This window comes from Pseudomonas sp. 29, from assembly GCF_002754355.1.
GTDB classification, from domain to species: domain Bacteria; phylum Pseudomonadota; class Gammaproteobacteria; order Pseudomonadales; family Pseudomonadaceae; genus Aquipseudomonas; species Aquipseudomonas neuropathica.
In genome coordinates, this window is record NZ_PEEY01000001.1 from 3,981,228 (window position 1) to 4,006,343 (window position 25,116).

A 25,116-nucleotide genomic window follows, 5' to 3' on the forward strand; every position below is an offset into this window, starting at 1 on the left:
CGCTGAATACTCGTCAACAAGTGCAGGGGAGAGGGCTAGGGTGAGGGCACAACGATAAAAAGGCTCACCCGATGACCGCTATGACTGCCTGTCTGGATCGCCCCGGATTCTTGCCCAGACTTTCTTCCCATCATCAACTTCGCCCTCGACTGAGTGAGCCGCTACTGACATCGGTGGCGCGGATCAGGCTGATCTGCGCGCCGCCCGGCAGTGGCAAAAGCGCGTTGCTCTCCGAATGCTTGTCAAAGGCACCGGCACACTGTGTGGTGCACTGGCTGCCACTGATGGGCGTGTCGTTGAGTACGGAGGAGTTCTGTCAGCGGCTGAGTCTGGCATTGGGGCTGGCAGCAATGGATGAGGCGCAATTGGCGGCGGCACTGGCACGCTGGTCAGCGCCCACCTGGCTGTTTATCGACGACTATTGTCGGCTCCCCGACCCGGCTCTCGATGCATTGTTGGACCGCTTGCTGGCGCTCAGCAGCCCGGCATTGATCTGGTGGATAGGCGCGCGTCGACGCCCCCAGTGCAATTGGCCACGGTTGCTGCTGGACGACGAATTGTTTGAATGCGAAAGCGCGACGCTGGCGCTGACCCCGGAAGAAATCGCCCAGGCGTTAAAACACCTGTCAGCGGAGCAGGCTGCCAGTGTGGCCGCGCGGATTGTTCATCGAACCGGTGGATGGTGCGCCGGGGTGCGCATGGCGCTGCTGCAAAAATGCGACTGGTCGCAGACCCTTCAGCCGCAGCAACGGGTGGAAACGCTGCTGGATTATTTGCAGCATGAATTGTTCAGCGGCCTGACGCCGGAGTTGGCCGAGGTCTGGCGGGTACTGGCGAATCTGCCGCGCTTCAATGCTGAGTTGTGTGAGCACCTGTTCGGTGCCGGAGAAGGCGCGGACTACCTGCGCACCCTGCAAACGCTGGGTTGCTTCATCGAACCGTGGAATGACTCGTCCCAGTGGTTGCAGATCTTTGCACCTTTGGCTCAAGTGATGCGCGATGAGCGTTGGCCTGCGGCCCGCTCATGGCATCGTCGGGCATGCCAATGGTTCGCCGCTGCCGGGGATTGGCGCTCGGCTTTCGAGCAGGCGCTGCTTGCCGAAGAAGTCGAAACGGCAGTGAGTCTGTTGCAGCACTTCAACTTCGAGCATCTTTTTGAAGAGCAAACGGTGGTGCTGTTGTTGCGCCTGCATGAATCTCAGGGCGAAGGAGTGACCTTGGGATCACCGCAGTTGGTTGGGCTGATTACCGCAGCTCTTTTGTTTGCCGGCCGTTTTGAACAGGCCACGCAGTGCATCGCGCACTTGGCGAGGTTCATGCCGCAACCTTCGGCGGCACTGGAACGACAACTGATTGCACGCTGGCAAGCACAACAAGGCTGGCTGATGCATTTGCAGGGGCGTATGACGCCTGCGCGCGAACTCTTTCAGCAAGCTCTGGAAGCGCTCGATGGCGATGCCTGGGCCACAAGGCTGCTGTGCCTGTCAGGGCTGACTCAACAAGCCTTGCTCTGCGATGAACTCGAACAAGCGCACACCATCAGTCGCGAAGCGTTGTGTCTGGCGCGGGCACAAGGCTCCTTGCTGTTTGAAGGCTTGCTGGAACTTGATCACGCGCAGTTGCTTGAGCAGCGTGGTGCTCCAGCCCGCGCTGACAACCTGCTACTGAGCATTGAGCAGTTACTTGGCCAGCGCGCTGAGCGGCCATCGCCGCTGCTCGGTCGTATCGCCCTGCGTCGTGGTCGATTGGCGTTGGTCATGGGGCTGGAGGAGCAAGCCGCCGTTCTGTTCAAACGTGGCCTGGAGGATTGTCTGCGCAGTCACGATAAACGGGTGTTGTTCGGCTATCTGGGGCTGGCGCAGATAGCGGCCAACCACTGTGAATACACGCAAGCATTCGAGCGCTTGCACGAGGCCGAGCGGTTGATGCAGCAGCGCAGGATTCCAGACACGGTTTACCGTGGTGTGTTGTTACAGGTCAGTAGCCAGATCTGGCTGCAGCAGGGGCGGGCGCAGTTGGCACATGAGGCGTTGAGCCGGGTGCTGCGCCACTATCAACCGCCGAACGCGTTGCAGGCGCCTCCGGCGACGGTTCAACTGATAGCGCGTATCCAGTATTTGCTGATATTGGCCACGGCATCTTTGCAACGCGGTAGTGATCTCCCGGAGCAACTTCAGATGTTGCTGGATAAAGCCCGCAAGTGCGGGGCGCAGACACTTGAGGCGGAGTTGCATTTTGCCCTCGCCGAAGTGGCATTGCTGCACAGCGAGTCGTTACGGGTGGTTGAGCATGTGGAATGCGCGTTGAAGATCGTCCGGCGCTCGGAGGCGCAATTGCTGATACGCCAGGTCACCCTGCGCTCGCCGAACATATTTGATCGGACAAATGTGCTGGAGGAAAAGCAGCAAGTTGTAGCCGAATCTGAAGCTGAAAGTTCACTGAGTCAGCGAGAGTTACAAGTCTTGGTGTTGATTGCGGCAGGTGATTCCAATCAACAAATCGCAGAAAAACTTTTCCTTTCATTGCATACCGTTAAAACTCATGTCCGAAGGATCTATATAAAATTGGGGGTGATGCGTAGAACGCATGCGGTGGCCAGGGCCAGAACATTGGGTTTGATGTAGGTGTGAGGTTGTTAGATGTTTGTAGTTGTAACTTATGGAGTTGTTGGTGTTGTAATTAAACACTGTTGGAAACAGTGCGGTGGGTATCTTTTTGTTCTGGATCTGAATTAGCTTGATTTGGCGAGGCAAGTTGTAATTGGTCACTTGTCATTATCAAGCTGATAGAGATTCCATTATGGAAATTAATAAAGAAGCCGAAAGCCAAAGTCTGCGTGAAGTGGGGAAAGCCCTGGAAAGTATCTCGCAGGAATTGAAGCGTGTTCCGTCATTTTCAGTGGTGGTGCAGGACACTTTGCGTGAGGCGTTATGGAAGGTATCCGAAGGTGTGCGGCTGAGCAGCCTGTTCGTCAATGTCGTGGCGGGCGCCAAACCGAAAAATAAACAGCCGGTCGGGCGGTTGCTGGATATCGCGCTTGAGTGCCTGCAAAGTGGTCGGCCGCCAAACTATGATGTCAATGATTATGGTGTATTCGATCACCCGAATTTTACCAGCCGTGAAGACATTCTTACGCAAGTCCCGATCTCGGCTATTGAAAAATCAGTAGCAGATTTGCTGAAGAAACTGGCGGTTGATTACACGGCAACTGTGCGGCAGTACTGGGAAAACCCGACCGTTCAAAAAGCAGCTGGGGCTTATCCTCAGTTGTCGCGAAAGTCTGCTTTAGGTGTGCTCGAGGCTAGCCTTTTCGCTCGTGAGTTGGAGGCGCTGACGATTCAAGGGGTCATTACTCAGCAACAAAGCGCGCTGATCAGTACGACCGTACAACCCAGTCTGACCGGTACTTGTTACGGGGTTTTCATTGAAGGTCAGAATGGCAAATACATCGAGCAGAACGCGATGTTTGTATTGCCCCTTACAACCCCTGTCTATGAGCAGTTGATTCCCGGTGAGCAGGGCGCTGTCGTACTCTACTGCGCGAATCGTGGTCTCGAATTGTTTTCTTCCATTTGGAAGCTTGAACAAGCGTTGTTGAGCCGACTGGGCTCCGCGGAAACTCAGGAAGAGTTTCTGCAAACGCTGTCGCTCAGTGAACGCGTTGGGTTCGCCTACGTCCCTGCTATTCGTTTTTTGAAAGTTCGTGCGAATTTGTTTGAGAGATTCGTTGATAAGCGGATTCAGACGATGTACAGCGACATCACTGGGTATCTAGAGTCCGTCGGCAAGCCAGACTCGGAGTTTGATAAAGTTGTTGTCGCCGTAGAGGCCGCACAATCGTTGCCCGATTTGAATCGTCAGGCCAGAAAACGCCAAGTACAACTGATTAAGCATGTCGAGCGGAATGCTTGGCCGCAATGGTTGAAAAGCACTTCCGATGTCAATCAGGAAGTGTATGTTTCCCTGCAAAAAGAGCTGCTTGAAGCCGAAGTCAAACTTCATGAGGTCACTCACGGAGTTGCTTCGCTGAAAGACTACGCGCGGTTGGCCGTAGAGGACTTCATATCGCCGGGTAAAGATGAGCGTATCGACCCGGACACTGTATTCGTGAAAGTCACCCATACCGTGCCTCTGGCGGATGGAAAAAAGGTGGAACTCACCGAGCGCAAAACGCTGACTCAGGCCTTTATGCAAGGTGCTCATGATCTGGCAGGTCAATATCAGATCGTTCCGGAGGTCCCCTCCAGTCTGCCAAAGTTGAGTCCATCGAACATCCTGCGTGCCATCAAGTCGTTGGACGTTCGTGTTGCCTATACCACGGCTCAACGTCTTCTGTATTCGCAAGCCGAAGTTACCGGGTCGCTGCGAGTGGTCCTTAGCCGTAAAACAGCGCTGACCCTGTTCGCGGCGATCCTGCAGAAACACGTGGGACCTTCAGCTCATAAATTGGTGATGGGTTATAACCTCGGCGATACGTCCATTGAAACGCTGGGCGTGGCGCTCAAACACTGGTTCAAGCCTTTCAATGGTTTGCTGGTTTATCGCAGGAAAGGTGTGGCAGCCGATCGCAGCGCTCATGTCCTGCACATACCGGGTTCGCCAGCCGGGCAGGAGTGGTTTGAATTCACCGACCTGAAAAGCCTGCAGCACAAGTTGGCGCAATGGGCGGCCAAGGCTGAAACCTGGGCGTACTTGCTGAGTCAGGCACACGCCAGCGACAGTGCGCAGATGCAAAGTGATTATCTGAGTCTAAAACCATCTGAGGTACTGAATGAATGGTGGTCGAAGATTAAGTTGGTCGATTTACCCGAAGAGGAGCCTTTGTTCGGAGCCGTTCAAAATCACATTTTGTGGAGTATCGATCAAACCGAAGCTGCCACCCCTCAATGGTACAGAAAGGCCAGCTCGAGCGATCAGCACCTGCTCAATCGTCTGAACGCTGATTTCAAGGCTATTCATCATCATTCCCGGGAAATGCTGGCGGTCGAGCCGTTCAAACAGTTTTCCAGCCATTTGGTGAAGAAGGAGCTGAAGCAGTATTTTGCCCGGACAGGTTCATCTGTGGACATTAACCCTGACGAGGTATGGGTCAAATTTCACGCAGACTCGAAGATCAGCCTGACCGATCTGTTTATTCAGTGGCAAAAGTGGCGCAGTGACGTAAGTGCGTTCGAGAAATTTTTCACCTGGGTGAACCCTCAATTAGCCGGGATTGAAAATTTGCGAGAGCAACTCAGGCAGGCCACCTTCTGGACGTTTACCGGACAGCCCATTGCCCAACTGAATGCCAGAGTTATCAATGATCTGATCGATCTGAGGCCTGGTGAAAAGTATCTTCAATATCTGAAAGATAAATTCCTCAATGCGTCCGACATTGACTTGAAAGCCAGTCTGTATCGAAAAACAAAACAAAATGAAATGCTCCGGGCTGCATTGATTCAGAAAATCAAAGGCGAGCTCTCCCTCGACCAATTCAGCTGGTTGCAGGGACTCATTAACGGATTTGATCGCGATCTGCCTCGTCAGGGCATCATCACCACGGGTGGGAAGCCGGGCATTGGCGTATACGAGTTCACTCTAAGGGGACGCGCCCTTGTCGGGGCTTACGTTTTTGGGCGCAAAGTCAGCGGGCGTGATGAGTTTTTTGTCTATATTCCCGATACGCCTGGTGGCAAGGATTTCTTCCCTGTCCAGGAACTTGCTGGTCGATTGAAAAGCGTGACCTTCAACAAAAAGGTCTTGAGCCTCGCTCGTCTGGAACATCAGCAAGCAGTGAAAAACCTCCTGGACACCTACTGGGACTCGAACCCGGTAGCGACCAGTAATCCGGAATTGACTAACAGTTATCCAGTACTGGCTTTCAAACAGGAGTACCTGGCTAAAATCGGGCAACTCGTCGCCGATGTAGATTTTCAGACGAGCAGTTATCTGGAAGCGCTGTGGAAGGATGTGAGGGTACTGGCCGAATTTGCCCTGGATGTGGCTTCGATGTTCATTGCGCCACTTGGCCTGGCACTGACTGTACTGCGCATTACTCAGTCGGTTGTGCTGGGCATTGTGGCTTCCAGTCAGGGCTCCGATGAGGCTGCGAACGCACACTTTGCATCGGCGTGGCGAGGGGCGATTCTGTTGTACGTTGGCAAAGTGGCGGCGATCGGCGCGCCCGTGAACCCGATTGCTCTGCTATCGAGCGTCAGGGATTTCGCCGATGTGATGGCAGGCGTTACCGGTGTTGAAGTCAGCATCAACTACGTGACAGCAATCACCGCACCTCCTACGGTCGTGAACAGCACCACTCGTCTGCTCAACTGACAGATGAAACTGCGCGAGTAACGGCCCTCGTTACTCGCTCGATTGGCGCCATTCAGCCCTGCAGAGGTTCATAACCCATCCGCCAGCTCACGGCCCGCGTCGCCGCCAGCAACCGCTGCGCCGCCGGGCCGTTTTCGTCGGCGTGGAACAATGAAGTGGGGCCAACGATGGTCAACACGGCGGCGACCTGGCCGACGGCGTTGAACACCGGGGCGGACAACGCATCCACACCCGGCATCAGCAGGCCATGCACATGATGCAGACCGCGTTCGCGGATCTGTTCGCACAGGGTTGCGTAGGTTTTTTCGTCCTTCAATGGATGATCCACAGCGGCAATTTCCTGCTCGCGCAACTCATCGGTTTCCCGATGGGGCAAGTAGGCACTGAACACCAGTCCAGTCGATGAACTGAGCAGTGGCAACACTGAACCCAGTTGCGTCACCACCGTCACCGCGCGCACCGCCGGTTCGATATGCACCACGGTCGCGCCCTGATTGCCCCACACCGCCAGAAAGCAGGTTTCGTTGAGTTCGTCGCGCAGTTCGGCCAACGGCAGGGCGGCGACTTTCAGCACGTCCATACTGTTGAGTGCGGCCAGGCCTACACGCAAGGCTTCGCGGCCGAGCCCGTAATGGTTGGTAGCGGTGTTCTGCTCGGCGAATCCTGAAGCGATCAACGCTTGCAGATAGCGATGAACCTTGCTCGCCGGCATCTGCACATGTTCGGCCAGACGCGACAACGAAGTGGACGGCGACAACTCGGCCAGAGCCTTGAGGATGTCGGTGCCGACTTCGGCGGAGCGGACTTTCTGTTTGCCGTTGCTGTCGCTGGTTTTTTCCATGGTGCGGCCGGGTTCCGAAACGAATGGGCGTCTTTATAGCTTGACGCTGGATAGCGAGCAAATTACGTTATGCGTAATCGAATTACGATAATAACAACCCCGGCGTGCCGAAACCTCTGAGCCAGAGCGATGGGCCACTGCCGACTCCCTGTTCAGGAGGCTCCATGAACCTCGATTCAACCGCTCAGGCGCTGGCGTATCAGTCCGGTTTCGGTAACGAATTCAGCTCTGAAGCGTTGCCCGGTGCGCTGCCCGTCGGCCAGAACTCGCCGCAAAAAGCCCCCTACGGCCTCTATACCGAATTGTTTTCCGGTACCGCGTTCACCATGACCCGCAGTGAAGCGCGGCGCACCTGGATGTACCGCATTCAGCCGTCGGCCAATCACCCGGCCTTCGTCAAACTGGAGCGGCAACTGGCCGGTGGCCCGTTGGGTGAAGTGACGCCTAATCGCCTGCGCTGGAATCCGCTGGAGATCCCGGCCGAGCCGACCGATTTCATCGACGGTCTGGTGAGCATGGCCGCTAACGCGGGTGCAGAGAAACCGGCCGGCATCAGCATCTACAACTACGTCGCCAACCGCTCGATGGAGCGGGTGTTCTTCAACGCCGACGGCGAACTGCTGCTGGTGCCGCAACTCGGCCGTCTGCGCATCGCCACCGAATTGGGTGTGCTGGAAGTCGCGCCGCTGGAAATCGCCGTGCTGCCGCGCGGCCTGAAATTCCGTGTTGAATTGCTCGACCCACAAGCGCGCGGCTATGTCGCCGAGAACCACGGCGCGCCGCTGCGTCTGCCGGATCTGGGACCGATCGGCAGCAACGGTCTGGCCAACCCGCGTGACTTCCTGACCCCGGTTGCCGCTTACGAGAACCTCCAGCAACCGACCACGCTGGTACAGAAGTTCCTTGGCCAGTTGTGGGCCACCGAGCTCAATCACTCGCCGCTGAACGTGGTCGCCTGGCACGGCAATAACGTGCCGTACAAATACGACCTGCGCCGTTTCAACACCATCGGCACCGTCAGTTTCGATCACCCGGATCCGTCAATCTTCACCGTGCTGACTTCGCCGACCAGCGTGCACGGTCTGGCCAACCTCGACTTCGTGATCTTCCCGCCGCGCTGGATGGTCGCCGAGAACACCTTCCGTCCGCCGTGGTTTCACCGCAACCTGATGAACGAATTCATGGGCCTGATCCAGGGCGAGTACGACGCCAAGGCCGAAGGCTTCGTGCCCGGCGGTGCGTCGTTGCACAGCTGTATGAGCGCCCACGGCCCTGATGGCGAGACTTGCACCAAAGCAATCAACGCCGAACTCAAACCGGCGAAGATCGACAACACCATGGCCTTCATGTTCGAGACCAGTCAGGTGCTGCGCCCAAGCCGCTTCGCCCTCGACTGTCCGCAACTGCAAACCACTTATGACGCCTGCTGGGCCACTTTGCCCGCCACGTTCGACCCGACCCGGAGATAACCCATGACGCAGAATTCCATCACCCGCAGCTGGGTTGCCTCGGCCAACGGCCACGCTGATTTCCCGCTGCAGAACCTGCCGCTGGGTGTGTTCAGCAGCAACGGTGCGATGCCGCGCGCTGGCGTGGCGATTGGCGACCATATCTTCGATCTGCAAGTAGCGCTGGAAGCCGGGCTGTTCGACGGTGTCGCGCGCAGCGCTGTCGAAGCCATGCACGGCGGCCAGTTGAACGCATTCTTCGAACTCGGTCGCGAGGTGCGTGTGGCACTGCGCACCCGTCTGCTGGAACTGTTCAGCGAAGGCAGCACACACCGCGGCAACATCGAAGCCCAAGGCGCGAAACTGCTGCCCCTGGCCGCCGATTGCCAGCTGCATCTGCCGGCACGCATCAGCGATTACACCGACTTCTACGTCGGCATCGAGCACGCGCAGAACGTCGGCAAACTGTTCCGCCCGGATAACCCGCTGCTGCCGAACTACAAGCATGTGCCGATCGGTTATCACGGTCGCGCCTCCACCGTGCGTGCTTCCGGTACCGACGTGCGTCGCCCTAAAGGCCAGACGCTACCGGCCGGTCAGACCGAGCCTGTGTTTGGCCCGTGCGCGCGCCTGGACTATGAGCTGGAACTGGGCATCTGGATCGGTCAAGGCAACGAGATGGGTGACTCGATCGCCATCGGTGACGCGGCTGATCACATTGCCGGTTTCTGCCTGCTCAACGACTGGTCAGCGCGCGATATCCAGGCCTGGGAATACCAGCCACTGGGGCCGTTCCTGTCGAAGAGTTTCATCACCAGCGTCTCGCCGTGGGTGGTCACCGCCGAAGCGCTGGAACCGTTCCGCACCGCGCAGCCGAAGCGTCCTGAAGGTGATCCGCAGCCGCTGCCGTACCTGTTCGATAAACGCGATCAGGACGGCGGTGCCTTCGACATCGAACTGGAAGTTTTGCTGCTCACCGAAGCCATGCGCGAGCAGAACCTGCCGGCCCATCGCCTGACCCTGAGCAACACCCGCTACATGTACTGGACCGTCGCGCAAATGGTCGCGCACCACAGCGTCAACGGTTGCCAATTGCAGGCCGGCGATCTGTTCGGTTCGGGCACCTTGTCCGGCCCTGAAAACGGTCAGTTCGGCAGCCTGCTGGAAATCACCGAGGGCGGTAAAAAACCGATCGAGCTGGCTTCTGGAGAAGTGCGTAAGTTCCTTGAAGATGGCGACGAAATCATCCTGCGCGCACGTTGCGCTCGCGACGGTTTTGCCTCGATCGGCTTCGGCGAGTGCCGCGGCAAAGTGCTGGCGGCGCGCTGACAGGAGCGGGTTATGGATCTCTACACCTATTACCGTTCGACCTCGTCGTACCGCGTGCGAATCGCGCTGGCGCTGAAGGGCCTCGACTATCAGGCGCTGCCGGTCAATCTGATCGCGCCACCCGGTGGCGAGCATCGGCAAGCGGCGTATCTGGCGATCAATCCACAGGGGCGTGTGCCGGCCCTGCGCACTGACGAAGGCGGTTTACTGATTCAATCGCCGGCCATCATCGAGTACCTGGAAGAACGTTATCCACAGGTGCCGTTGCTGCCGGAAGATTTGTTCGCCCGCGCGCAGGTGCGCGGTGTGGCGGCGGTGATCGGTTGCGATGTGCATCCGCTGCACAACGTCAGCGTGCTCAATCGCCTGCGCCAGTCGTGGCACGACGAGCCGCAGGTAGTGGAATGGATCAGTCACTGGATCAGCCAAGGGCTGGCGACGGTGGAGCAATTGATTGGCGACGAGGGCTTCTGTTTCGGCGAGTGGCCGTGCGTGGCCGATGTGTACCTGATTCCGCAATTGTATGCAGCGGAGCGGTTCAATGTCTCGTTGGAGGCGTATCCGAAAATTCGCCGTGTGGCGGCGCTGGCGGCTGAACATCCGGCGTTCATCAAGGCTCATCCTGCCAACCAACCCGATACCCCGTAATTCCCCTGTGGGAGCGAGCCTGCTCGCGAAGGCTGAGTGTCAGTCACCATTCATTTTGCTGACACAGCGCATTCGCGAGCAGGCTCGCTCCCACAGGGTTCGGCGTTGAACTACCCCAAAATCATAAAAACAAAACAGGTACCTTGCGATGCACAACCAGATTGCCAGCTTCCGGGCGGCACTCGACGCCCGTCCTGTGTCCCGTTATCAGTGGTTACTGTTGATCCTGCTCGCCTTGCTGCTGGTCACCGATGGCTATGACGCCCAGGTGCTCGGTTATGTGGTGCCCGCGCTGGCGCAGGATTGGGGTCTGGAAAAGTCTGCATTCGGGCCTGTTTTCAGTGCCAACCTGCTCGGCCTCACCCTTGGTTCACTGGCGGTTACGCCGCTGGCTGACCGCTTTGGCGTACGACGGATTCTGCTCGCTTGCGTACTGATCTACGCCACGCTGACCGTGCTGATGGTCTTCGCAGACTCGCTCAATACGTTGATGATCGCGCGCTTTATCTGCGGCATCGGCATGGGCGGGGCGATGCCCAGTGCCATGGCGTTGATGTCGGAATATTCGCCACCGCGCCTGCGCACCTTGATGGTGACGCTGGCGGCCTGTGGCTTCTCGTTCGGTGGCGCAGCCGGTGGTTTCGTCGCGGCAGGCTTCATCGACCAATTCGGTTGGCAAGCGGTGTTCCTCGCCGGTGGCGTCACGCCGTTGCTGCTGTTTCCGTTTCTCTGGTGGATGCTGCCGGAGTCGTTGCCGCGTTTGCTGCGTGATGCGCCACCGTATGCGCGACTGCGCAAAGTCACCGCGCGGATGTTGCCGGATTGGCAACCGCCCGTTGCCAGCCTCGAACAGAACGAGCGGGAGCAGGGCAGCAAACTGACGGTGGTCGAGTTGTTCCGTAATGGCTACGCGCGACCGACATTGCTGATCTGGGCAACGTTTTTCGTCAGCCTGATTCTGTTGTATTTCATGATCAGCTGGCTGCCGACGCTGCTCCTGGAAAGCGGCCTGAAACTCAACGAAGCCAATCTGGTGACGTCGATGTTCCTGTTCGCCGGCACCATGGGCGCGATCTGCATGGCCTGGTTCGCTGACCGCTTGAAGCGCAAGGTGCGGTTGTTGTCAGCGGTGTTGGCAGGGGCGGCGCTGTGCACGATCCTGCTGGGGCTTAATCACGACAATCCGCGATATCTGGTCGCCTGCGTGTTCGCCGCCGGGTTCTGCATCATTGGCGGGCAACTGACGCTGAATGCGTTTGCCAGTAACTTCTACCCGGCGCATGTGCGTGCGACCGGCACCGGTTGGGCATTGGGCGTGGGGCGTTTCGGTTCGATTCTCGGGCCGCTGTTCGGCAGCCTGTTGTTGGCGATGCATATTCCAGTGGCGCAGATTTTCTTCTTCTGTGCGATTCCGGCGGTCATCGCCGCGTTGCTGATTATTCAGGTGCGTTCGCCCACCGACACAGTGCAATCTCCTGTGGGAGCTAGGCTGCTAGCGAAGAACGATAACGCGGTTTAACTGAAAGACCGAGCCGCCTGCTTCGCGAGCAAGCTCGCTCCCACAGTGATGTGTGCCGAGCCGATAATTTAGGTCCACACCAAACCTGTGGGAGCGAGCTTGCTCGCGAAGGCCGTGTTTCTGTCACTACATTCGTTGCCTGACACACAGCCATCGCGAGCGTATTCAGTGGACGACGGAGTTGGGCGGCAGGTGGCTGAGGCGTTCAGTCAGGCGCAGGCGCTGAATCGGGTCGTCGCTGAGCATCAGCGCATGCTCCAGATCAAAGCGCTCGGCATTCGGGCAGTCGAGCCGCTGATAAAGACTGGCCCGTGCCAGGTAATCGACGGCGCCAGCGTCACCCAGTTCGAGCACCCGTTCGGCGTCGATCAGCGCGGCGATAAAATCATCATGAGTCAGGTGCAGCTGGCGCAGGTTGCGCGACAGGCGCTGGAGCATCTGCTTGGGGCTGGCGGTCAGCAGATGCTCGGCGGTCAGCTTCATGTTCGGCCCGTACTGGCGCTGCAACAGTTCGCGACAATCGTTTGGGTACAAACGCCGGCCGCCGCACGGATCCAGCAAGTGATCAGCGCCGGGCACCCGCAACAGGAAGTGTCCGGGGAAGTTGACCCCGACCAGCGGAATCTCCAGGCCACGCGCCAGCTCCAGGGCAATCAGCGCCAGTGCCAACGGCTGGCCGCGACGGGTCTGCAACACTTTGTGCAACAGCGCCGCTTGCGGGCGCAGCGGCAGGAAGTGGTCCTGGGCAAAGCCCAGATCAGTCATGCGGCGCAATAGGGGCTGCGCCAGTTCACTGACCGGCAACATCGGCAAGCCGTAACTGACTCGTTGTTGCAGGTCTCTGAATTCTTGTAACAGCGCGTCGGGATCGACCGTTTTTTCGTGCTCGGCCGCCATCCACAGCGCGGCTTCGAACAGTGCGGGCGGTGAACGGTGCAGGCATTCGAAAAAACGTTGACGCGCACTCATCGAAATCTCCGGGCAATGCCTCGTTTTAGCCCCGCCCGCAAGATTCGTCCAGTCCCCTGCTGCGCAGGTGTCGGGTTATGCCGCAAAACCGTTGTCGGCGCGGGCGCTTATTCCGGCGCGCTCCAGCAATTTTCAGGCGCAGGCCTATACTGGCGTTCTACAAGAAGTGATTCGGGAGCCCAACGATGTTTGCGCTCATGCAAAGCACTCGCCTGGAATCGCTGCACCTTAGCGTTGATCCGGTCACCGGGTTGAAGGCGGTCATTGCCATCCATAACAGTCGCCTCGGGCCAGCCTTGGGCGGATGTCGTTATCTCGCCTATCCCAATGACGAATCCGCCGTCGAAGATGCCATTCGCCTCGCTCAGGGCATGAGCTACAAGGCTGCGCTGGCGGGGCTGCCGCAGGGCGGAGGCGTGGCAGTGATCGTGCGCCCGGCTCATGTGGAAAATCGTGGCTCGCTGTTCGAAGCTTTTGGTCGTTGCATCGAACAGCTCGACGGTCGCTACATCACCGCCATCGACAGCGGCACCTCGGTGGCGGATATGGATTGCATCGCCCAACAGACTCAGCACGTCACCAGCACCACCTCGGCCGGCGACCCCGCTCCGCATGCCGCGATGGGTGTATTTGCCGGCATTCGTTCAACGGCCATGGCGCGGCTGGGCAGCGACAACCTCGAAGGCTTGCGCATCGCCATTCAGGGCCTGGGCAATGTCGGCTTTGCTTTGGCCGAACAACTCCATGCCGCCGGGGCTGAGTTGCTGGTCAGCGATATCGATCATGGCAAGGTGCAACTGGCGATGGAACAACTCAACGCTCACCCGATCGCCAACGACGCGTTGCTCAGTACGCCGTGTGACATCCTCGCGCCGTGCGGTCTGGGCGGGGTTTTGAACAGCCATACCGTCACGCAATTACGCTGTTCGGCAGTGGCAGGCTCTGCCAATAACCAGCTGACACATCTGGATGTGGCCGATCAACTGGAACGGCGCGGGATTCTGTATGCGCCAGACTACGTGATCAATGCCGGTGGCTTGATCTACGTCTCGCTGAAACATCGTGGTGAAGAGTTGTCGACGATTACCGCGCATCTTTCGAAAATCAGCTCGCGGCTGACTGAAGTCTTCGCCCATGCGCAGGCGGAAAAACGTTCGCCGGCGCGGGTGGCGGATGAGTTGGCGGAGAAAGTTTTGTATCGCTGAGTTTCACAGGCATGAAAAAGGCCCTGAGCCATTCGACTCAGGGCCTATTCAATTCGGTCATTGCTTACTTAGCCGCTTTTGCCGCTTTGGCTGGCTTCGCCGGCGTTTCCGCAGGTTCTGCAGCTTCGGCATTATCGACCGGTTCGGCCGGTGCATTGAGCAGCTCGGACAGTGCATCCGGCTGGCTCTTGAACGCCCGGGCGAACACATCGCGATTCTTCGCCATGTAGATCCCGGCTTCTTCCACTTGCTGTTCAGTCAGGGACGGAACGGCTTTTTGCAGCACATCGGCCAGATATTCGGCCAGTTCGAGCATTTTGTCATGACGGTCAGCTTCGGCTTTATCCATGAACAAGCGCTCCAGATCTCGGCTGCTGCGGTATACCACTTCGACGGCCATTCACCACCTCACATGCCTTCACATTAAGTTGTCTTGACGACTACTGTATCCATATACAGCGAAAAGGATAAGCGAATCCCTGCGCCATGGGTAGTGGCTTTTCAATGTAGACCGGATTTCGGGTTTGTCAGGCCGACCGTGTCGCTGCATTCGCGAGCAGGCTCGCTCCCACAAAAGCACATCGGTGCGACCAAACGCCACGGCGCGGGTTTGGCGGCGGCTCGCCATGATGGCGTGGCCTCTTTTCTGCATGAAAACCGTTACGTGCAGAAAACCGTCACGTCCAACACGCATCATCCGCTCGCATTCGAGCTAAGGAACATCATCGTGAAAATCAACTGGGCCGAGAAACTGCGGCAAAACGTGCATCAACTGGCCGAGTCCCTGGGCAACCTATTCGTCGAAACCTTCCACTATCTGGCGTTGTTCGCCATCGGTGCGGTGACGGCATGGGCGGCGGTGATGGAATTTCTCGGGATGCTCGAGGAAGGCCATATCAAGATCGATGACATTCTGCTGCTGTTCATCTATCTCGAATTGGGGGCAATGGTCGGGATCTACTTCAAGACCAACCACATGCCGGTGCGCTTCCTGATCTACGTGGCGATCACCGCGCTGACCCGTTTGCTGATCTCCAACGTCTCGCACCACAATCCGCCGGACATGGGCATCATCTACCTGTGCGGCGGCATTCTGTTGCTGGCGTTCTCGATTCTGGTGGTGCGTTACGCCTCGTCACAATTTCCTTCGGTGAAGATCGAGAAACCGCAGCGCAAACTTGGTGCCGGTTCCAGCGAGCATCCGGAAGTCGAGAAGGGCGAGCTTTAAAGCCCGGCTGCTTGCCCGGGCTGGCCGATGACGCGTGGCGGTGGCGGGGTCAGCCCGTCGCCGCTGGTCATCGCTTCGAGGATTGCCATGGCGCTGTGGCCTTGCTCGATGGCAATGCCGAACTGGATGCTTTGCACCAGGCGCTTGAGGCGCGCGGGGTCGTTGCGCTGCTCGGCGCTGATCATGCGCTTGGCCACGATCCGGCCGCTGTTGGACAGGGTCAGCATGATGCTGCCGTCCAGGCCTTGAATGCTCAGGTTGATCTGATAGTCCGGCGCGAAGGCATCGGTAATGATCTGAAAAGGATTGTCCATGATGCGTCACCGCCTGATTGAACGTGCAGTTGTTGACCGGCCGTGATCGGGTTGGTTCGCCCAACCGGATCATCGGCCATTCCGTGGCCTGTATTTGTTGCTTCATGTAGAGCTGTCGAGTGAAACGAGGCTGCGATCTTTTGATCTTCGGTGTTTTGATTTCGATCATGAAGATCAAAAGATCGCAGCCTGCGACAGTTCCCACAGGGGAGTAGCAAGGGCTGTGCCGGGAAAATTGTCGAACAATGAACACGGGGATTAAAAAGGCGAGCCACGCGGCTCGCCTTTTTTAATGGCCCGTTTTCAGGGCAGAACCGAGTAGATGATCGCTGACAGTGCAATCAGGCCGATCAGCACCACAAACACGTTGGACACCTGCCCCGAATACTGGCGCAAGGCCGGCACGCGGCGGATGGCGTACATCGGCATCAGGAACAACAGGCAGGCAATCACCGGCCCGCCGAGGGTTTCGATCATGCCAAGGATGCTCGGGTTGAACGTTGCCACGGCCCAGCAACTGAGGATCATGAACACGGCGGTCGCACGGTTCAGCCAGCTCGCTGACATCACCCGGCCACGGCTGCGCAGGCTTTTCACGATCATGCCCTGGAAGCCTTCACTGGCGCCGATGTAGTGGCCGAGGAAGGATTTGGTGATCGCTACCAGCGCAATCAGCGGCGCAGCGTAAGCGATGACCGGGGTCTGGAAGTGGTTGGCCAGGTACGACAGGATCGAAATGTTCTGCGCCTTGGCCGCTGCCAGATCCGCCGGCGACAGCGCCAGCACACAGCTGAAGCAGAAGAACATCACCGTGACGACCATCATGCCGTGAGCCATGGCGAGGATGCCGCTGGTTTTGCGTTCGGCCTGCTCGCCGTAACGTTGTTTCTGCTCAACCGCGAACGCGGAAATGATCGGCGAATGGTTGAACGAAAACACCATCACCGGAATCGCCAGCCACATTGTCTTGAAGAAAGCGGACATTGGCATGGCTTCTTGGGCACTGGCAAAAAACGCACCGTTCCAGTTTGGAATCAGGCTGAGCGCCAGTAGCAGCAATGCGGCAACAAATGGATAAACCAGCACGCTCATGGCTTTGACGATGACGCTTTGACCGCAGCGCACAATCGCCATCAAACCGAGGATCAACACCAGCGAGAGGATCGCCCGTGGTGGCGGGGCGATGTGCAATTGATGCTCGAGGAAACTGCTCAGGGTGTTGGTCAGCGCCACGCTGTACACCAGCAGAATCGGGAAGATCGCGAAGAAATACAGGAGCGTGATCAGCTTGCCGGCACCGATGCCGAAGTGTTCTTCGACCACTTCGGTGATGTCCCCGGAGCGCCCGGACAACACGAAACGGGTCAGCCCACGGTGGGCAAAAAACGTCATCGGGAAAGCCAGTACGGCGAGAATCAGCAAAGGCCAGAAACCGCCGACACCGGCATTGATCGGCAGGAACAAGGTGCCAGCACCGATCGCAGTGCCGTACAGACCGAGCATCCAGGTGGTGTCGAATTTGTTCCAGCCCTTGTGGGCCGTTTCTGCATTGCGTGTGCGGTCTACAGCGGGATTTTCGGCAGCAGGTGTACGTACATCGGTCATCGGTATCGCCTCGTTATTATTTTTGCTCGGGCTCACGGTTGGCAGGCGGCTTCGTGCGGCCTGCCGGGGCGGTCAGGGAATGGGCCTCAGCATTCCACCCAGTTCACAGCCAGGCCGCCCCGTGAAGTCTCTTTGTATTTGTCGTGCATGTCGGCGCCGGTATCGCGCATGGTGCGGATCACCCGGTCGAGGGAAATGAAGTGTTTGCCGTCGCCGCGCAGGGCCATTTGCGTGGCGTTGATCGCTTTCACGGCGGCGATGGCATTGCGCTCGATGCACGGCACCTGCACGAGGCCGCCGACCGGGTCGCATGTCAGGCCAAGGTTGTGTTCCAGGCCGATTTCGGCGGCGTTCTCCAGTTGTTCCGGGGTGGCACCAAGCACGTCGGCCAAGCCAGCAGCGGCCATCGCACAGGCCGAACCGACTTCGCCCTGGCAGCCCACTTCAGCGCCGGAGATCGAAGCATTTTTCTTACACAAAATGCCGACAGCCGCCGCGCCCAGAAAGAAAGCGACGACATCATCGTCAGACGCGTCCGGATTGAATTTCATGTAGTAGTGCAGAACGGCCGGGATGATTCCGGCTGCACCGTTGGTCGGTGCGGTGACCATGCGCCCGCCGGCGGCGTTCTCTTCGTTGACGGCGAGGGCGAACAGGTTGACCCACTCCATTGCCGACAGCGTCGAACTGATCACGTTCGGCTTGCCGATTTCCAACAAGCTGCGATGCAATTTCGCTGCACGACGCGGCACATTCAGACCGCCGGGCAGAATCCCCTCGTGGCGCAGGCCCTGTTCAACGCACTCACGCATCACCGACCAGATGTGCAGCAGGCCCTGGCGGATTTCCGCGTCAGTGCGCCACGCGCGTTCGTTGGCCATCATCAGCTCGGAGACGCGCAGGTTGTGCTGTTTGCACAGCGACAGCAGTTCGGCGGCGCTGGAGAAATCGTACGGCAACACCACTTCACTCGCCGGGGCGACACCGGACTCGGCTTCTGCCGCCTCGATGATGAAACCGCCGCCAACCGAGTAATAGGTCTGCTCGAACAGCTCGGCCGTTTCGCCAAAGGCTGTCAGCGACATGGCGTTGGGGTGGTAGGGCAGGCTCTCATCCAGCAGCAGGAGATCACGCTGCCAGTCGAAGGCAATTTCTCTCTGACCGGCGAGGGACAGTTGGCCTGTCTCGCGCAGTTGCTGGATACGTGAATCGATGGTCGCCGGATCGATGCTGTCCGGCCATTCGCCCATCAGGCCCATCACCGTTGCGCGGTCGGTGGCGTGCCCGACGCCGGTGGCCGACAGTGAGCCGTATAAACGGATTTCCACACGGCGCACATCGTTCAATAAACGTTGATCAATCAGCACCTGAGCGAAGGTCGCAGCGGCGCGCATCGGGCCTACGGTGTGGGAACTGGACGGGCCGATGCCGACTTTGAATAGATCGAAAACACTGATAGCCATGCTAAACCCTTACAAGCAATGGAGTAGGAATCGCTGCCATTTTTTGTAGGACAAGCGCAATGTCGGCGATACTGCCTACCTCGGTCCTACGTGACTAACGAAACTTCCTAAGTAAGCCTTTAGCAGGACTAAACGATGAGTCGTCAATTGCATGCGCAGACCTATGTCTGGCTGCAGGTGTTTTCCTGTGCCGCGCGGCACCTGTCGTTCACCCGTTGTGCCGAAGAGCTGCACATCACCCCGGGGGCGGTCAGTCAGCAAATTCGTCAACTTGAAGAACGACTTGGTTTCCGTCTGTTTCATCGGCGCGCGCGTGGTGTGGAGCTGAGTGCGGAGGGGCAGCGGCTGGCGATTACCGTCAACGAGGCATATGGCAGCATCGATGCCGAATTGCGTCGACTTGATGCCGGAATGATCAGCGGGATTTTGCGAGTGCGCTCGATTCCGTCGTTCCTCAGCAAGTGGCTGACGCCGCGCTTGCCACGCCTGCAGCAACGCTATCCGGACATTCAGTTGCGTTTGGTGGCAGAGGACAGCAGCGTGCCCTTGCACGAAGGCGATTTTGATCTGGCGATCGATTTGAACGACGGCAGTTACCCGGGATTGTTATCCACAGCCTTGCTCGACGAGCAGATTTTCCCGGTGTGCGCACCGAGCCTGTTGCGCGGGCGACCACCGTTGCACGGACCGGCGGATCTGGTGCATTTCCCGGTACTGCACGACATCACCGCCTGGCGTGGCAGTTATGAATACGCGGAATGGGAATTCTATTTGAACGCGATTGGTTTTGAGGGCGCCGACGTACGGCGTGGGCATACCTTCAATCGCAATCATCTGACCATCGAAGCGGCGATTGCCGGCATGGGCGTGGCGATTGCCCGCCGCACCTTGCTCAACGATGAATTGGAGCGAGGGACGTTGATTGTGCCGTTTGGCCTGTCGGTGCCTAATCACAAACGCTATGTGTTGCTCTATGCACCGGGGGCTTTAAGCCATCCGGGTGTGCGTGCGGTGCATGATTGGCTGGTCGAGGAGGCGGGGATATTTCGCAGTTTGCACCCGTTGAACGACGGGCAGTTGTGAGCAAATTTTGCAACATTGCCAAGCGACCCAACTCCCGACCTTACCAGTGCTTTGCCCGGTTGTCCGGCTTTTTTTGCGAATGAATATTTATCTTTTTTCAGGGGTTGAAATGTTCGGCAGTCGGGCCGATTGTTGTAACCAGGAGGTCAGGAAATTCAACTCAAGGCCTCTCACGAGCTAGCTGAAATAAGGGATGAACTATGCAAATCCAAGTCAACAGCGATAACCATATTCAAAGTAGTCAACGACTGGAGGAGTGGGTACGTACAACCATTGAGAGCACGCTCGAACGTTATGAAGAAGACCTGACCCGTGTCGAAGTCCACCTGAGCGACGAGAACGGTGACAAACCAGGTCCCCATGACTTGCGCTGCCAACTGGAAGCGCGGCCAAAAGGCCATCAACCGATTTCCGTGACCCACAAGGCCGATTCGCTGGAACAGGCAATCGACGGCGCTGCCGAAAAACTCGAGCACGCCTTGGAGCATCTTTTCGGCAAACTGCGAGGTAAACCACGTGCCGCTGTGGTGCCATTTAGCAAGGCGAATGACGCTCTGCTGGAGGAAGAATTTCTTGAGAATGAACAGGCAGCGATCAACAGTTGATGCGCTGATTTTATAAGCCAGCCAATGAGAACGGGCCTGCGAATGCAGGCCCGTTTTTTGTTTGTAGCAGAAAAGCCCCTCACCCCAGCCCTCTCCCGGAGGGAGAGGGAGCCGACCGAGGTGTCTGAAGAGGTACGTCGACCTGAAAAACTACGTTGATTATGGATTCTGCACAGCACTTTCAGGTCGGTGTATTTCTCAAGCATTCCCCGATCAGTCCCCTCTCCCTCTGGGAGAGGGTTAGGGTGAGGGCATTTTTCGATTCGCCGCAATTCTTATGATCTGCTCCAGCACGTCATCCATCTGCTGAAGTATTTCCAGATTGTTGAAACGTATGACTTGAATGCCTCGCTGGTACAGATGGTTTGTTCGGCGTTGGTCGTACATCAATCCCGGCGTTTCAAAGTGCTGACCACCATCCAGCTCAATCGCCAATTTCAACTCCGCACAGTAAAAATCCAGCACGTAAGGCGGACAGGGAAACTGCCGATGAAATTTCAGATTGGCGATCTGGCGGGAGCGGAGTTTTTGCCAGAGCAGGTGTTCACAGTCGGTTTGGTTGACGCGTAACTGGCGGGCGAATTGGGCGAGGGTGGGGCGAGTTTGCATGCTTCACGATCCTTGTGAAGTTGGTTTGAAATTTTACTGTAGACCATTCCCCTCACCCCAGCCCTCTCCCGGTGTATGTACCGGACACATGGTGGACAGGTGTTCGGAGACATGGTGGACACTTTTTAATAGACACATTGTTCATCGCGAAGGAGATGACCTGTGTCTTGGGAAGAGGTGTCCACCGTGCAGCTTCGTACAGAATTCGTGCTTTTGGCTCAGCAGGAAGGGGCCAATATTCGGCAGCTTTGCCGCCGATTCAATATCAGCCCAAGCACTGCCTACAAATGGCTCAACAGGTTTGAAACCTCAGGTGCAGAGGGATTGATCGATCAGTCTCGACGACCAAAGACATCACCCAAACGTTGCGCTGACGATGTTGAGCAGCAGATTCTGACCGTGAGTCAGGAGTACGCCGCTTGGGGCGCTCGCAAGCTCAAGCGTGTGCTGGAAGACGACGGCAAAGTGATGCCTTCGGTCAGTACCGTGCATGCGGTTTTACAGCGTCATTCGCGCGTTGATCCAAAGGCCGCTGAGATCAAACCGTTTATCCGGTTCGAGCATGAAGCGCCCAACGATCTTTGGCAGATGGACTTCAAGGGACATATCAGCCTGGCTCAGGGGCGTTGCCATCCGTTGACGATATTGGACGATCATTCACGGTTTTCGCTGTGCATCGCGGCATGCATCAATGAGCAGCGCCAAACCGTTCAGGAGCATCTAATCCGGACCTTTCGGCGCTTCGGCCTGCCTTTACGCATGACGATGGACAACGGTTCGCCATGGGGTGATCAGACAGGTGTTTATACAGCACTGGAGGTCTGGCTGATGAGCCAGGGCATCAAGGTCGGCCACTCCCGACCTTATCACCCGCAAACCCAGGGAAAGCTGGAGCGCTTCCACCGCAGCCTGAAAAGGGAAGTCCTGCAAGGCCAGCTCTTCATCGATCTGGACGATGCGCAACGGGCGTTTGATATCTGGCGTGAGATTTACAACCAGAAGCGCCCGCATCAAGCACTGGGCATGCAGGTTCCTGCTACTCGCTACAGCAGCAGCCCACGGGAATATCAGGAGCAACCGGCAGCGCCTGAGTACGATGATGGGGATGTGGTCAGGAAGGTTCAGGTGAAGGGCGAGATCTACTGGGGCAACCGTGAATACACCGTCGGAAAGGCGTTTCACGGGAGGTCAGTGGCTATCAGGGAAACGACGGAGGACGGCATCCACGATGTCTACTGGAGTAGACACCGTATCGCCCGAATCGACTTGAACTTGAAGATCGTGACGGCAGGTAAGAAGATCTAAAACCGTCCACCATGTCTCCGAACATGTGTCCACCATGTCTCCGGTACATACACCCGGAGGGAGAGGGGGCCGACCGAGGTGTTTTGCGGGCTACATCGACCTGACAGACCGGGTCGATTATGGATTCGACAAAGCACTTGCAGGTCGATGAATTTCTGAAGCATCCCCAAATCAGTCCCCTCTCCCTCAGGGAGAGGGCTAGGCGGGCGGCGTTCCGATGAGGGCTTCTCAATCCTCAGAACGCCGCAGAAGTCTGCACATAAACCGTACGCGGCTCACCCACATACTTGCCCTTGTTGTTGTCATCAAACGAGCGCGTGAAGTACTGCGTGTTGAAAATGTTCTTCACGCCCACCGCCACATTCAAGTCCGACAACTGCGGACCGAAGTCATACCCGGCGCGGCTGCTGAACAGCATGTAACCGGGGATCTTGCCGGTGCTGCCATCGGCGCTTTCCTTCGAGGTGTTGGCGTTGTCGGCGAACTGGTCGCTCTGGAAGCTGCTGTCGAGATTAAGCTTCCACGGTCCTTCGCTGTAACCCACACCAATCGTGCCTTTGTGTTTCGACGAGAACGGCACGCGGTTGCCCTTGTTCGGTCCATCTTCGCGGATAGTCGCGTCAACATAAGCGTAAGTGGCGTAGACATCGAAACCGGCCAGCGCCGGGCTCAAGTCATCCAGCGCGTAATTGACGCTGGTTTCGATCCCTTGATGGCGGGTTTCGCCTCGGGCAATTACCGAGTCGTTGGTCTGGTTGCTTTCGTACTGGTTGTCGAAGTTGATCAGGAACGCACCGATCTCCGCGCGCAACGCGCCGTTGTCATAGCGCGTGCCGAGTTCCCACGTGCGCGCCTTCTCCGGTTTTACTTCGCCGCTGGTCACCCGGTTGGGCATCTGGCTGTATTGCACACTGCCGAAGGAGCCTTCGGTGTTGGCGTAGAGGTTCCAGCTGTCGGTCAGGTGATAGAGCACGTTCAACGCTGGCAGTGCGGTGTTGTAGTCGCCCTTGTATTTGACGTTGGTCAGGTTGTTGGTCTGCTGCGATTCGATCATTTCGTAGCGCACGCCCGGGGTGATCGTCCATTTGCCGATGTCGATGCGGTCGTCGACGAAGAACGCATTGGCCTCGGTGCCGCCACGGGTGTCGCGGTCGTTGCGGCTGGCGGTGGTCGGGTATTGGTTGCTGCTGATCGGTGTGCGATAGCGCAGTTCGTGACCGGCCTCGTTGATGTAGCGATAGCCGACGCCGACTTCATGGCTGGTCGGGCCGAGGTCGAAACCTTGGGCGAATCGGGTTTCCAGGCCACGCACCCAATACTCGCGCGGTGACAGCGAGAGGAAGGTGCCCTGATCGAGATAACCGCTGCGCAAGGTCTTGGAGAAGAACGTGTTGGCGGTGAATTCGCGGCGATCTTCCTGATAGCGATAGCCGAAATTGAACATCGTGCGGCGGCCCCAGAACTGGTCCTTCGGGCGCGTCGATTGATACGGATCGGCGTCGTAATCGGCCACGTTCAGACCGCCGGGCATGTCAGCCTTGCCTTCGTAATACTGGGCCATGGCGTTGAAGCTATTGGCTTCGTCGAGCTGGTATTTGCCCTTGAGGATCAGGTCGTCGATTTCAGTGTCGCTGTGTTCGCGCCAGTCGCCGCCGCGCGTCCCGGAGTAGAGCAACGCACCGCCGAGGCCATTGGCGTTAGTGCCGCCGGCCAGCAGGTTGGCGCTGGTCTTGAAGCCGTCGTGGCTCGACGATGGGCTGGTTTCCGTCTGGAAGCCACCCTTGACCGTTGGCTCGTCAGGAATCGCCCGGGTAACGAAGTTGACCACGCCGCCGACGTTCTGCGGACCATAACGCACGGCGCCACCGCCGCGCACCACGTCCACTGCATCCATGTTGCCCATGCTGATCGGCGCGAACGACAGTTGTGGCTGACCGTAAGGCGCGAACGGCACCGGGATGCCATCCATCAACACCGTCGAGCGCGCGGCCAGTCGCGGATTCAAACCGCGAATGCCGAAGTTCAGCGCCATGTCATGGCTGCCGGTGCCGTTGTTTTCCGGGGCGTTGACGCCGGGGATGCGGTTGAGCACATCGCGCGCCTGCGTCGCGCCCTGACGCTCGAATTCTTCGCGGCGGATCACATCGCGCGCACCGGGATGTTCGAACACATTGATCTGCGCAGCATCGCCGAGCCAGTCGCCGACGACAGTCGAGGTGTCCAGCTCTAGCGCGGCATCCGCCACCGGTTGCAGACTGAACGCGTTATTGCCCTCGGTGCGTGCTTGCAGACCGCTGCCTTCGAGCAATGCGTTCAAACCTTGTTCTGCGGTGTAACTGCCTTCCAGGCCACGGCTTTGCACGCCGCTGGTGACTTGCGAACCAAACGAAATCAGCACGCCCGCTTCACGGCCAAACTGGTTGAGGGCGTTTTCCAGCGACGACGGCGCGATGTGATAAGCCTTGGCTTCAGCGGCCAGTGCGGCGGGCAGGGCGCTGAAACTCAGACTGGCGCCGAGGACGAGATTGCGCAGGCTGCGGGCCAGTGGCGTGAGGCGGGTGGGGTGCATGGTGGATGATCCTGAGAAGGTTGAATCAAGGGGGCTTTCCTTCTCTGTCACGCCAGATCTGAAA

General features: G+C 57.9%; 18 protein-coding genes and 1 pseudogene. 11 read left to right on the top strand and 8 right to left on the bottom strand.

The genetic code is table 11. The features are described from left to right. Positions 1-71: 71 nt before the first annotated feature. Both CLU80_RS18340 and CLU80_RS18345 read left to right on the top strand, forming a co-directional pair. Positions 72-2,624, top strand: coding sequence for a LuxR C-terminal-related transcriptional regulator (locus CLU80_RS18340; protein ID WP_099758026.1), 2,553 nt, complete (start codon positions 72-74; stop codon positions 2,622-2,624). A 175-nt stretch (positions 2,625-2,799) separates the two neighbouring features. Continuing rightward, positions 2,800-6,312, top strand: coding sequence for a dermonecrotic toxin domain-containing protein (locus CLU80_RS18345; protein WP_099758027.1), 3,513 nt, complete (start codon positions 2,800-2,802; stop codon positions 6,310-6,312). A gap of 52 nt (positions 6,313-6,364) precedes the next feature. Here CLU80_RS18345 and CLU80_RS18350 read toward each other — a convergent pair whose 3' ends face one another. Continuing rightward, on the bottom strand, positions 6,365-7,153 hold the full coding sequence (locus CLU80_RS18350; protein WP_093436103.1) for an IclR family transcriptional regulator: 789 nt from the start codon (positions 7,151-7,153) through the stop codon (positions 6,365-6,367). A 164-nt stretch (positions 7,154-7,317) separates the two neighbouring features. Here CLU80_RS18350 and hmgA point away from each other — a divergent pair, with 164 nt between their 5' ends. From hmgA to CLU80_RS18370, 4 genes are all read left to right on the top strand, one after another. Continuing rightward, positions 7,318-8,622, top strand: a complete 1,305-nt coding sequence (gene hmgA / locus CLU80_RS18355) for a homogentisate 1,2-dioxygenase (protein ID WP_099758028.1) — start codon at positions 7,318-7,320, stop codon at positions 8,620-8,622. 3 nt (positions 8,623-8,625) lie between these two features. Then, the gene (fahA, locus tag CLU80_RS18360) at positions 8,626-9,930 is read left to right on the top strand and encodes a fumarylacetoacetase (RefSeq protein ID WP_099758029.1); all 1,305 of its coding nucleotides are present in this window, start codon (positions 8,626-8,628) and stop codon (positions 9,928-9,930) included. A gap of 12 nt (positions 9,931-9,942) precedes the next feature. Continuing rightward, complete coding sequence (gene maiA / locus CLU80_RS18365; RefSeq protein ID WP_099758030.1) at positions 9,943-10,578, top strand: maleylacetoacetate isomerase; 636 nt, start codon at positions 9,943-9,945, stop codon at positions 10,576-10,578. A gap of 148 nt (positions 10,579-10,726) precedes the next feature. Next, positions 10,727-12,097 carry an MFS transporter gene (locus tag CLU80_RS18370; protein ID WP_099758031.1) on the top strand — a complete coding sequence of 457 codons (1,371 nt, stop codon included), beginning with the start codon at positions 10,727-10,729 and terminating at the stop codon, positions 12,095-12,097. 165 nt (positions 12,098-12,262) lie between these two features. Here CLU80_RS18370 and CLU80_RS18375 read toward each other — a convergent pair whose 3' ends face one another. Continuing rightward, a complete protein-coding gene (locus CLU80_RS18375; RefSeq protein WP_099758032.1) occupies positions 12,263-13,066 on the bottom strand; it encodes a SirB1 family protein in 804 nt (267 codons plus the stop codon). Positions 13,067-13,251: 185 nt separating this feature from the next. Here CLU80_RS18375 and CLU80_RS18380 point away from each other — a divergent pair, with 185 nt between their 5' ends. After that, the gene (locus CLU80_RS18380; RefSeq protein ID WP_093436130.1) at positions 13,252-14,271 is read left to right on the top strand and encodes a Leu/Phe/Val dehydrogenase; all 1,020 of its coding nucleotides are present in this window, start codon (positions 13,252-13,254) and stop codon (positions 14,269-14,271) included. A gap of 145 nt (positions 14,272-14,416) precedes the next feature. Here CLU80_RS18380 and CLU80_RS18385 read toward each other — a convergent pair. Next, a pseudogene (locus tag CLU80_RS18385) lies at positions 14,417-14,671 on the bottom strand (YebG family protein); the annotation flags it as partial. A gap of 327 nt (positions 14,672-14,998) precedes the next feature. Here CLU80_RS18385 and CLU80_RS18390 point away from each other — a divergent pair. Further along, a complete protein-coding gene (locus CLU80_RS18390; protein WP_026000737.1) occupies positions 14,999-15,499 on the top strand; it encodes a phosphate-starvation-inducible protein PsiE in 501 nt (166 codons plus the stop codon). Here the strand turns inward: CLU80_RS18390 and CLU80_RS18395 are convergent. From CLU80_RS18395 to CLU80_RS18405, 3 genes are all read right to left on the bottom strand, one after another. Beyond that, positions 15,496-15,813, bottom strand: a complete 318-nt coding sequence (locus CLU80_RS18395; RefSeq protein WP_093436161.1) for a DUF3509 domain-containing protein — start codon at positions 15,811-15,813, stop codon at positions 15,496-15,498. The two genes, CLU80_RS18390 and CLU80_RS18395, sit on opposite strands and share 4 nt — an antisense overlap. Before the next feature lie 303 nt (positions 15,814-16,116). Then, positions 16,117-17,418, bottom strand: coding sequence for a serine/threonine transporter (locus CLU80_RS18400; protein ID WP_093436166.1), 1,302 nt, complete (start codon positions 17,416-17,418; stop codon positions 16,117-16,119). Positions 17,419-17,504: 86 nt separating this feature from the next. Next, positions 17,505-18,881, bottom strand: a complete 1,377-nt coding sequence (locus tag CLU80_RS18405; RefSeq protein WP_099758033.1) for an L-serine ammonia-lyase — start codon at positions 18,879-18,881, stop codon at positions 17,505-17,507. A 135-nt stretch (positions 18,882-19,016) separates the two neighbouring features. Here CLU80_RS18405 and CLU80_RS18410 point away from each other — a divergent pair, with 135 nt between their 5' ends. Further along, on the top strand, positions 19,017-19,964 hold the full coding sequence (locus CLU80_RS18410) for a LysR substrate-binding domain-containing protein (RefSeq protein WP_093436172.1): 948 nt from the start codon (positions 19,017-19,019) through the stop codon (positions 19,962-19,964). Between the two features lie 200 nt (positions 19,965-20,164). Beyond that, entirely contained in the window at positions 20,165-20,569 is a 405-nt protein-coding gene (locus tag CLU80_RS18415) for an HPF/RaiA family ribosome-associated protein (protein ID WP_034154535.1), read from the top strand. A 240-nt stretch (positions 20,570-20,809) separates the two neighbouring features. On the opposite strand, the gene CLU80_RS18420 is transcribed toward CLU80_RS18415, so the two are convergent. Continuing rightward, positions 20,810-21,178 (bottom strand): endonuclease domain-containing protein, encoded by a 369-nt coding sequence (locus tag CLU80_RS18420; RefSeq protein WP_099758034.1) that lies wholly within the window; start codon positions 21,176-21,178, stop codon positions 20,810-20,812. A 162-nt stretch (positions 21,179-21,340) separates the two neighbouring features. Here CLU80_RS18420 and CLU80_RS18425 point away from each other — a divergent pair, with 162 nt between their 5' ends. Continuing rightward, positions 21,341-22,483 (top strand): IS481 family transposase, encoded by a 1,143-nt coding sequence (locus tag CLU80_RS18425; RefSeq protein ID WP_099758035.1) that lies wholly within the window; start codon positions 21,341-21,343, stop codon positions 22,481-22,483. 235 nt (positions 22,484-22,718) lie between these two features. Here CLU80_RS18425 and fecA read toward each other — a convergent pair whose 3' ends face one another. Further along, positions 22,719-25,052: a TonB-dependent Fe(3+) dicitrate receptor FecA gene (fecA, locus tag CLU80_RS18430; protein ID WP_099758036.1), complete on the bottom strand. Its 2,334-nt coding sequence runs from the start codon at positions 25,050-25,052 to the stop codon at positions 22,719-22,721. Positions 25,053-25,116: the final 64 nt, after the last annotated feature.

Coding starts and splice junctions, on each gene's coding strand:
- CLU80_RS18410 (WP_093436172.1), top strand. CDS start 19,017: ATGAGTCGTCAATTGCATGCGCAGACCTATGTCTGGCTGCAGGTGTTT.
- CLU80_RS18370 (WP_099758031.1), top strand. CDS start 10,727: ATGCACAACCAGATTGCCAGCTTCCGGGCGGCACTCGACGCCCGTCCT.
- CLU80_RS18375 (WP_099758032.1), bottom strand. CDS start 13,066: ATGAGTGCGCGTCAACGTTTTTTCGAATGCCTGCACCGTTCACCGCCC.
- CLU80_RS18340 (WP_099758026.1), top strand. CDS start 72: ATGACCGCTATGACTGCCTGTCTGGATCGCCCCGGATTCTTGCCCAGA.
- CLU80_RS18345 (WP_099758027.1), top strand. CDS start 2,800: ATGGAAATTAATAAAGAAGCCGAAAGCCAAAGTCTGCGTGAAGTGGGG.
- fahA (WP_099758029.1), top strand. CDS start 8,626: ATGACGCAGAATTCCATCACCCGCAGCTGGGTTGCCTCGGCCAACGGC.
- CLU80_RS18420 (WP_099758034.1), bottom strand. CDS start 21,178: ATGCAAACTCGCCCCACCCTCGCCCAATTCGCCCGCCAGTTACGCGTC.
- hmgA (WP_099758028.1), top strand. CDS start 7,318: ATGAACCTCGATTCAACCGCTCAGGCGCTGGCGTATCAGTCCGGTTTC.
- CLU80_RS18415 (WP_034154535.1), top strand. CDS start 20,165: ATGCAAATCCAAGTCAACAGCGATAACCATATTCAAAGTAGTCAACGA.
- CLU80_RS18405 (WP_099758033.1), bottom strand. CDS start 18,881: ATGGCTATCAGTGTTTTCGATCTATTCAAAGTCGGCATCGGCCCGTCC.
- CLU80_RS18395 (WP_093436161.1), bottom strand. CDS start 15,813: ATGGACAATCCTTTTCAGATCATTACCGATGCCTTCGCGCCGGACTAT.
- CLU80_RS18350 (WP_093436103.1), bottom strand. CDS start 7,153: ATGGAAAAAACCAGCGACAGCAACGGCAAACAGAAAGTCCGCTCCGCC.
- CLU80_RS18400 (WP_093436166.1), bottom strand. CDS start 17,418: ATGACCGATGTACGTACACCTGCTGCCGAAAATCCCGCTGTAGACCGC.
- fecA (WP_099758036.1), bottom strand. CDS start 25,052: ATGCACCCCACCCGCCTCACGCCACTGGCCCGCAGCCTGCGCAATCTC.
- CLU80_RS18380 (WP_093436130.1), top strand. CDS start 13,252: ATGTTTGCGCTCATGCAAAGCACTCGCCTGGAATCGCTGCACCTTAGC.
- maiA (WP_099758030.1), top strand. CDS start 9,943: ATGGATCTCTACACCTATTACCGTTCGACCTCGTCGTACCGCGTGCGA.